Here is a 5,257-nt window from a genome sequence, read left to right on the forward strand (position 1 = left end):
GTTCTCCCACACGAACAGGCCGACGCCGATGACGATCATCAGGATCCCGGCCGCGAGAAACGCGAGCTTCTTGGACATCCTGGGCCCCCCACTTTCAGACGCGACCCGGTGTGGTCGGGTCCGTGGCACGTCACCATATGGGGTGCTGATAACGGTGCTGTCACCAGCCCCAAGCCTGCTCGCTGCACGGCGCGGTAGACGGTGGATCGGCCGACGGAGAACAGCTCGGCAAGGTCGGCGGTGGTGTGTTTGCCGTCGCGGTAGAGCCCGACGAGATGGGTCTCTTGGGCGCCGCTGAGCTTGGGCGCCTTGCCGCGTAGCCGGCCTCTCGCCTTGGCGACCTTCATGCCGTCGCGGGTGCGCATCCTGATCAGGTCCGATTCGAACTCGGCGATCATGGCCAGGACGTTGAACAGTAGCCTACCGATCGGGTCGTTCGGATCGTGGACCGATCCTCCGATGTTGAGTTTCACTTCGGCAGGCGGCCAGCGCTTCGCGCAGTCCGGGTCGGTCTCGGTTGCGTCCGGTGAGGCCGAGGTCGACGTAGCACTAAAGCGGACGGGTCTTACGGGAATGCGCAATGCCCGGAGATGCTGACGGCTCGATCGTTGGAGGCGGCGACCTCGTCCCGTAGACCGGTCCTCAATCGGGACGGCGTGCGGGCACCGCCCAGCGCACCACGGGCGGAGGCCGCTCGCTTGGGGATCCCGGCCGTGCCGCGGCACGTTGCCTCACCGGCGGCTGAACAAGATCACTCCGCGGCAAGGTCCCGCTGGAACAACGTCCCCTGCTTGCCACCGATGTCGGTGGGGTCGGCTGGGCCAACAGGAACGAAGCCGGCCTTGATCAGCACCTTTCGCGACGCGACATTCTCGGTGGAGGTGGCCGCTGACAGTGCACGCAGCCCGTGCTGCGCCACCGCCAGCCCGCACACCTCCCGCACAGTCGCGGTTGCCATCCCGCGGCCGGCGACATGCTCTGCTACTCGGTAGCCGAGTCTTGCAGTTGCGTCCTTGATGTCGTAGAGGTTGAACCGGCCAAGTACTGAACCATCGTCGACGAGTACATAGAAGGCACTGATGCCGGCCTCTTGCTCGGCAAGCAGAGCGGCGTGCCGCTCCGCGAACTGGCTGTAGAAGTCGTCGCCGCGGTCGGAGATCGAAACGGCGAAGTAGTCGCGATTCGCTAGCTCAAAGGCCAGGACCGCCTGTCCGTGGTCGGCACGAAGGCGCTGCAGTTCGGACACTTCCTGACTCTATCCATGGTCCGCCGGGCCAAGCGCGACCCACACCGGTAGCGGATCCTCCTACGATGCGCCGGACGTCTCGGCGGTGCGGATGGTGAGGCGTGCGGTCATGTCGAGTTTGACTTCGCCGTAGGGCTGCACATGTTGCCAGAACAGCGGGGTGAGCCCGCGGCGGTCCTCAGCGGTGAGCAGCTCGTTCCAGTCGTCTTCAGCCAGGACGTCCAAGGCCTTCGGTGATCTCGCGTTGCAGGTCGCGGCTGCGGAGGTAGCGGGCGACAAAGATGGTGCGTTGCGCCCGGCCAACCTCGAACGTCTTCAGGACACAGCCAGTTCCGCCCGCACCATGGCGATGATGCGCACTATGCCGTCGGTGGCGCAGTCGCGAGCGACGGAGTCCGCCTCGTCGAACAGTGCCGTGGCCTCGGCCTCGCGTCCCTCGGCGTAGTCGACCTCGGCAAGCGCGAGTAGCCCCGCTGCGAGACCGGGCAGGAATCCGATCCGTCTGCGCAGCCTGACCGACTCCTCGAACCGCTCGCGTGCCGCACCGAGGTCACCTGCGGTCATGGCGGCGAAACCCAAATGCCGGGCGGCGTAGGACAGAGTCAAGTCGTCGCCGGCCGCCGCGGACAGCTCGTAGGCCCGCTCAAGCGCCGGCCGAGCGGTGGCCTCATCGCCGCGCACGACCTGATGGAACGTGCCGAGCCAGAACGACGCTTCGCCCTCCGCTCGCGTGTCGCCGAGGCGCCGGTAGAGCTCGAGGGCACGTTCGATCAACGCCAGCTCGGTATCGTCCGGTTCGCTCCTGTCCTGGAGAAAGCGCGCGTGCAGGAGACGTCCACGCGCGATCGCCACGTCGGCCTCGACCGCGTCGAGGTCGCGGTCGGCCGCCTCCAGTCCCTCGGCGTCTCCCCCGAACACGGCGCGTTCGTACGCTTGCAACGCACCGCTCAGCCGATCGCGTTCGCCCACTGCCCTGTCCGAAGCCACCATGCTGCCAGCATGGCATCGGCCTGCGGTTGACGCGTCCCGAATTTCATGCCGTCTTCTCGTTGGCGGTGTCACCGGGTGGGGGGCCGAGGTGGTGACGCAGCTGTCTGTCCGACGCCCTGAGGATCCCGGGCCCGGCCCTGACGGAGTCGGGCCAGCGTGCCTGCTACTCCCGGCTCATCAACTCCCGCTCCTGCCAGTTAATCAACGGGAGGGACAACAGGTGTCAGAACTCCCGTGACGGCTCGAACCCGCGTTGCTGTGGTCCGGCGTCGAGCTGACAGGGTCCATCGACGTAGACGAACGTGGTGGTCGTCGACTTCATCGCAGTCCGTGCCGGTTTGGGCACCTATCGAGTGAGGAAGCCGTCAGCGCGGCCGATCTGCCACATGTGGCCGTCGGGGTCGGCGAAGGCGCCGGCGTATCCCCATTTCTGGTTTCCGGCCCCGATGACGATCTCGGCGCCGGCGTCCTGCGCGCGACGCATCAGCTTGTCGACTGCGGCATCGGTGGCCAGCCCGATCACGACCAGACACTCATGCGCATCCCGCGGCGATCGTTTGCGATCACCGATCACCCACCCGAAGCCGCGCGACGGAATCAGCATCACACGCAATCCGACGCTGATCTCGAACTGCAGGGGCTCGGGTAGCCCATCGTCGCCCGACTCGCCCACGGTCACGAACCCGAGGGCGGTGTAGAAGGTGTGTGAGACCAGGCGATTCTTGATGGGTAGGCACACCGTTGCTCGGTCAAGCTTCACGATTCCTCCTCCGGACAGTGGTTCGCGCTGAACGACGATCGCGGTTCAGCTCGGTGCACGAAGCGTTACCAGCACTAACGAGTTGCATCGGATGCGAGACTGGCATCCCTCTGCTCGGTTCAGTGTCCGGTCAGCTCGGCGACGACAGGAGCGAGCGCATCAGCGGCGTTGGCGCCGACGACGATATATGAGAAGCCGCCCTCCTCACGTCGTCGCAGGATCTCTTCGGTGGCTGCCGTCGGGTCACTTGGAAGCACTAACAGCGAGTCCGCTGCGCGCAACGCGGCAGGGTCCGTGTCGGGGGATGCCATGAACGGGGACACGGCGTCACCGACCACCGGCACGTGGAGCGCGAGTTCGACGTCTCGGATAGCGCGGAAATCGGCCGCCATCCGCATGATCCCGGCCCGAGAGTCGTCGCCCGGCATCGCAGCGAACGTGACTGTATCCGCAAGGTCGACCGCCAGCGCCCGGGCCTTCGGACCACGCACGGCCATCACCACCGGCGTATGGAAGTCCGGACCGTCGAGGTCTCTGAGCGACGTGACAGCGTCACGCACCTGAGACAACCGCTCGCCTGGTGTCACCACCGGAAGGCCCAACTCACGCAGTTCGTCCTCGAGCCCGGGTCTCCCGGTGCCGATGCCCATCTCGAAGCGACCTTCGGTAAGCACCGACAGTGAGTGCGCTTCCCACGCCATACTCCAGGGCGTGCGCAGCGGAGAGGCGTACACCCACGTACCCACCCGTAGGTCGGCGAGAGTCGCCGCGACAGCCAACGTGGGTCCCGGCGCCGGCTGCCACTGCTGAACGTCGGGCATCAGAAGTGTCGAGTAACCGCTGTCGGCGATACGGCGCACCTGGTCTCGCCACGCCGGTAGATCAGTTCCGAGAGGGGCGACAACCCCGAATCGCAGTGGCCTGGCTCCGCCGGTTGCCTCATTGTCGGCCATCGTCGCCGTCCTTTCGTTGTCGTCCCGGTGAGCCCTTCCAGGAGGTGGGCTACCTTGTACGCAGGAACAGACCAGGCGTCCACGCGAAACTCATCGCCCGCGGCGGGCACGACTGCGGACTTCCTCGCAGCTGTACCCGGGGCCGGGGCCCGCCGTAGCTCTCGACCAACTCGCAGCCATGTAACACGAAGCGTTATCAGCAAACCAGTGGTGCGGGGAGACTGCCTCCATGACTGCTGACTACGCCCAGAGTGACCAGTTCCGTGGAGCTCGCATCCAGCTGTGCGACCTGGCCGGCCTCGAGGTCCGCGATTGCGAGGTCAGCGGTCTGAAGATCGTCGACTGCTATGGGAGCGACGTCTACCTCGGTGGCGACTTCGAACGTGTCGTCGTCAACGACGTCGACGTGACCGCCTACGTCGAGGCCGAGCTCGACCGACAGCACCCCACGCGGGTCCTGGCGCGTGACGCCGCGTCCCCCGACGACCACCGGGCTGCTTGGGACGCCATCGAGACACTGTGGGAGGCGACGCTCGACCGCGCCAGGCTGCTGCCCGAGGCCAAGCTGCACGAACAGGTCAACGGCGAATGGTCGTTCGTCGAGACCCAACGGCACCTCCTGCACGCCAGCGACGCGTGGCTCGGCAATGCCGTACTCGAGGAGGAAGCGCCGTACCACCCGTTGGGCTTCCCTTACGGCGGGATGCCTCCCGACGCGACGGCGAAGCTCGGGCTCACCCTCGGCGCCACCCCGACGCTCGACGAGGTGCTCGCGCCGCGGCTCGCCCGCATGGCCACGATGCGGCGCGTCATCGACGAGCTCACCGAGGCCGAGCTCGATCGGGTATGCGGTCGCAAGCCGGCGGACCCGTATCCCGATCAGGACTACGTCGTGCGCCGCTGCCTCAAGGTAGTCCTGAAGGAGGAGGCCGAGCATCACCGTTATGCAGTGCGCGACCTCGCCGAGCTCGAGGCCGGTGCCTGAACCGCGCCCGAGCGCCACCGATCACTCCCGCCTGGCAGCACCGCGCGGGCCACCTGCTCACGCCCGCCGAGCAGGACCCGGTCGAAGTGGCTTCCAGCCGCCGTGAGTGCTGCTACTCCCGGCTCCTCAACTCCCGTGCCTGCCAGTTAGGTAGGACGAGTCCAACTTGGCCGCAACCGGCGATCGCGGCGTGGATGGCCCGAGGAGAAGGCTCGCGCCACGGCGTGACCCGCTCGCCGAGCTCGGCGGTCAGCGGCCGGCTCAGGGACCGGTGGCGGACCCGGTCACGCGGGCGTCGGCGGCCGGCTTCCGCCGGATCACCA

The 5,257-nt window shown here is 67.0% G+C and carries 7 protein-coding genes and 1 pseudogene; 1 reads left to right on the forward strand and 7 read right to left on the reverse strand.

Features of this window, described 5'->3' with window-relative positions; genetic code table 11:
• Positions 1–38 precede the first annotated feature (38 nt).
• The 7 genes and pseudogenes from GEV10_31640 to GEV10_31670 form a co-directional block, all read right to left on the reverse strand.
• Positions 39–501 (reverse strand): annotated as a pseudogene (locus GEV10_31640) (hypothetical protein).
• Positions 502–751: 250 nt separating this feature from the next.
• The gene (locus GEV10_31645) at positions 752–1,246 is read right to left on the reverse strand and encodes a GNAT family N-acetyltransferase (protein ID MQA82955.1); all 495 of its coding nucleotides are present in this window, start codon (positions 1,244–1,246) and stop codon (positions 752–754) included.
• Positions 1,247–1,306: 60 nt separating this feature from the next.
• Complete coding sequence (locus GEV10_31650; GenBank protein ID MQA82956.1) at positions 1,307–1,525, reverse strand: transposase; 219 nt, start codon at positions 1,523–1,525, stop codon at positions 1,307–1,309.
• Positions 1,455–1,625, reverse strand: a complete 171-nt coding sequence (locus tag GEV10_31655) for a Tn3 family transposase (protein MQA82957.1) — start codon at positions 1,623–1,625, stop codon at positions 1,455–1,457. The genes GEV10_31650 and GEV10_31655 overlap by 71 nt, the downstream gene beginning before the upstream one ends.
• Positions 1,562–2,236: a tetratricopeptide repeat protein gene (locus GEV10_31660; protein MQA82958.1), complete on the reverse strand. Its 675-nt coding sequence runs from the start codon at positions 2,234–2,236 to the stop codon at positions 1,562–1,564. Before GEV10_31660 ends, GEV10_31655 begins: the two co-directional genes overlap by 64 nt.
• Before the next feature lie 346 nt (positions 2,237–2,582).
• Positions 2,583–2,996 (reverse strand): VOC family protein, encoded by a 414-nt coding sequence (locus GEV10_31665; GenBank protein MQA82959.1) that lies wholly within the window; start codon positions 2,994–2,996, stop codon positions 2,583–2,585.
• Between the two features lie 119 nt (positions 2,997–3,115).
• Complete coding sequence (locus tag GEV10_31670; GenBank protein ID MQA82960.1) at positions 3,116–3,949, reverse strand: LLM class flavin-dependent oxidoreductase; 834 nt, start codon at positions 3,947–3,949, stop codon at positions 3,116–3,118.
• A gap of 229 nt (positions 3,950–4,178) precedes the next feature.
• Between GEV10_31670 and GEV10_31675 the strand changes: the two genes are divergently transcribed.
• Positions 4,179–4,934: a DinB family protein gene (locus GEV10_31675; protein ID MQA82961.1), complete on the forward strand. Its 756-nt coding sequence runs from the start codon at positions 4,179–4,181 to the stop codon at positions 4,932–4,934.
• Positions 4,935–5,257: the final 323 nt, after the last annotated feature.

Source organism: Streptosporangiales bacterium (assembly GCA_009379955.1).
In the GTDB taxonomy this organism is placed as follows: domain Bacteria; phylum Actinomycetota; class Actinomycetes; order Streptosporangiales; family WHST01; genus WHST01.

Excerpts from the sequence above, each read along its gene's own strand:
- GEV10_31660 (MQA82958.1), bottom strand. The coding sequence starts at position 2,236 with ATGGTGGCTTCGGACAGGGCAGTGGGCGAACGCGATCGGCTGAGCGGT.
- GEV10_31675 (MQA82961.1), top strand. The coding sequence starts at position 4,179 with ATGACTGCTGACTACGCCCAGAGTGACCAGTTCCGTGGAGCTCGCATC.
- GEV10_31670 (MQA82960.1), bottom strand. The coding sequence starts at position 3,949 with ATGGCCGACAATGAGGCAACCGGCGGAGCCAGGCCACTGCGATTCGGG.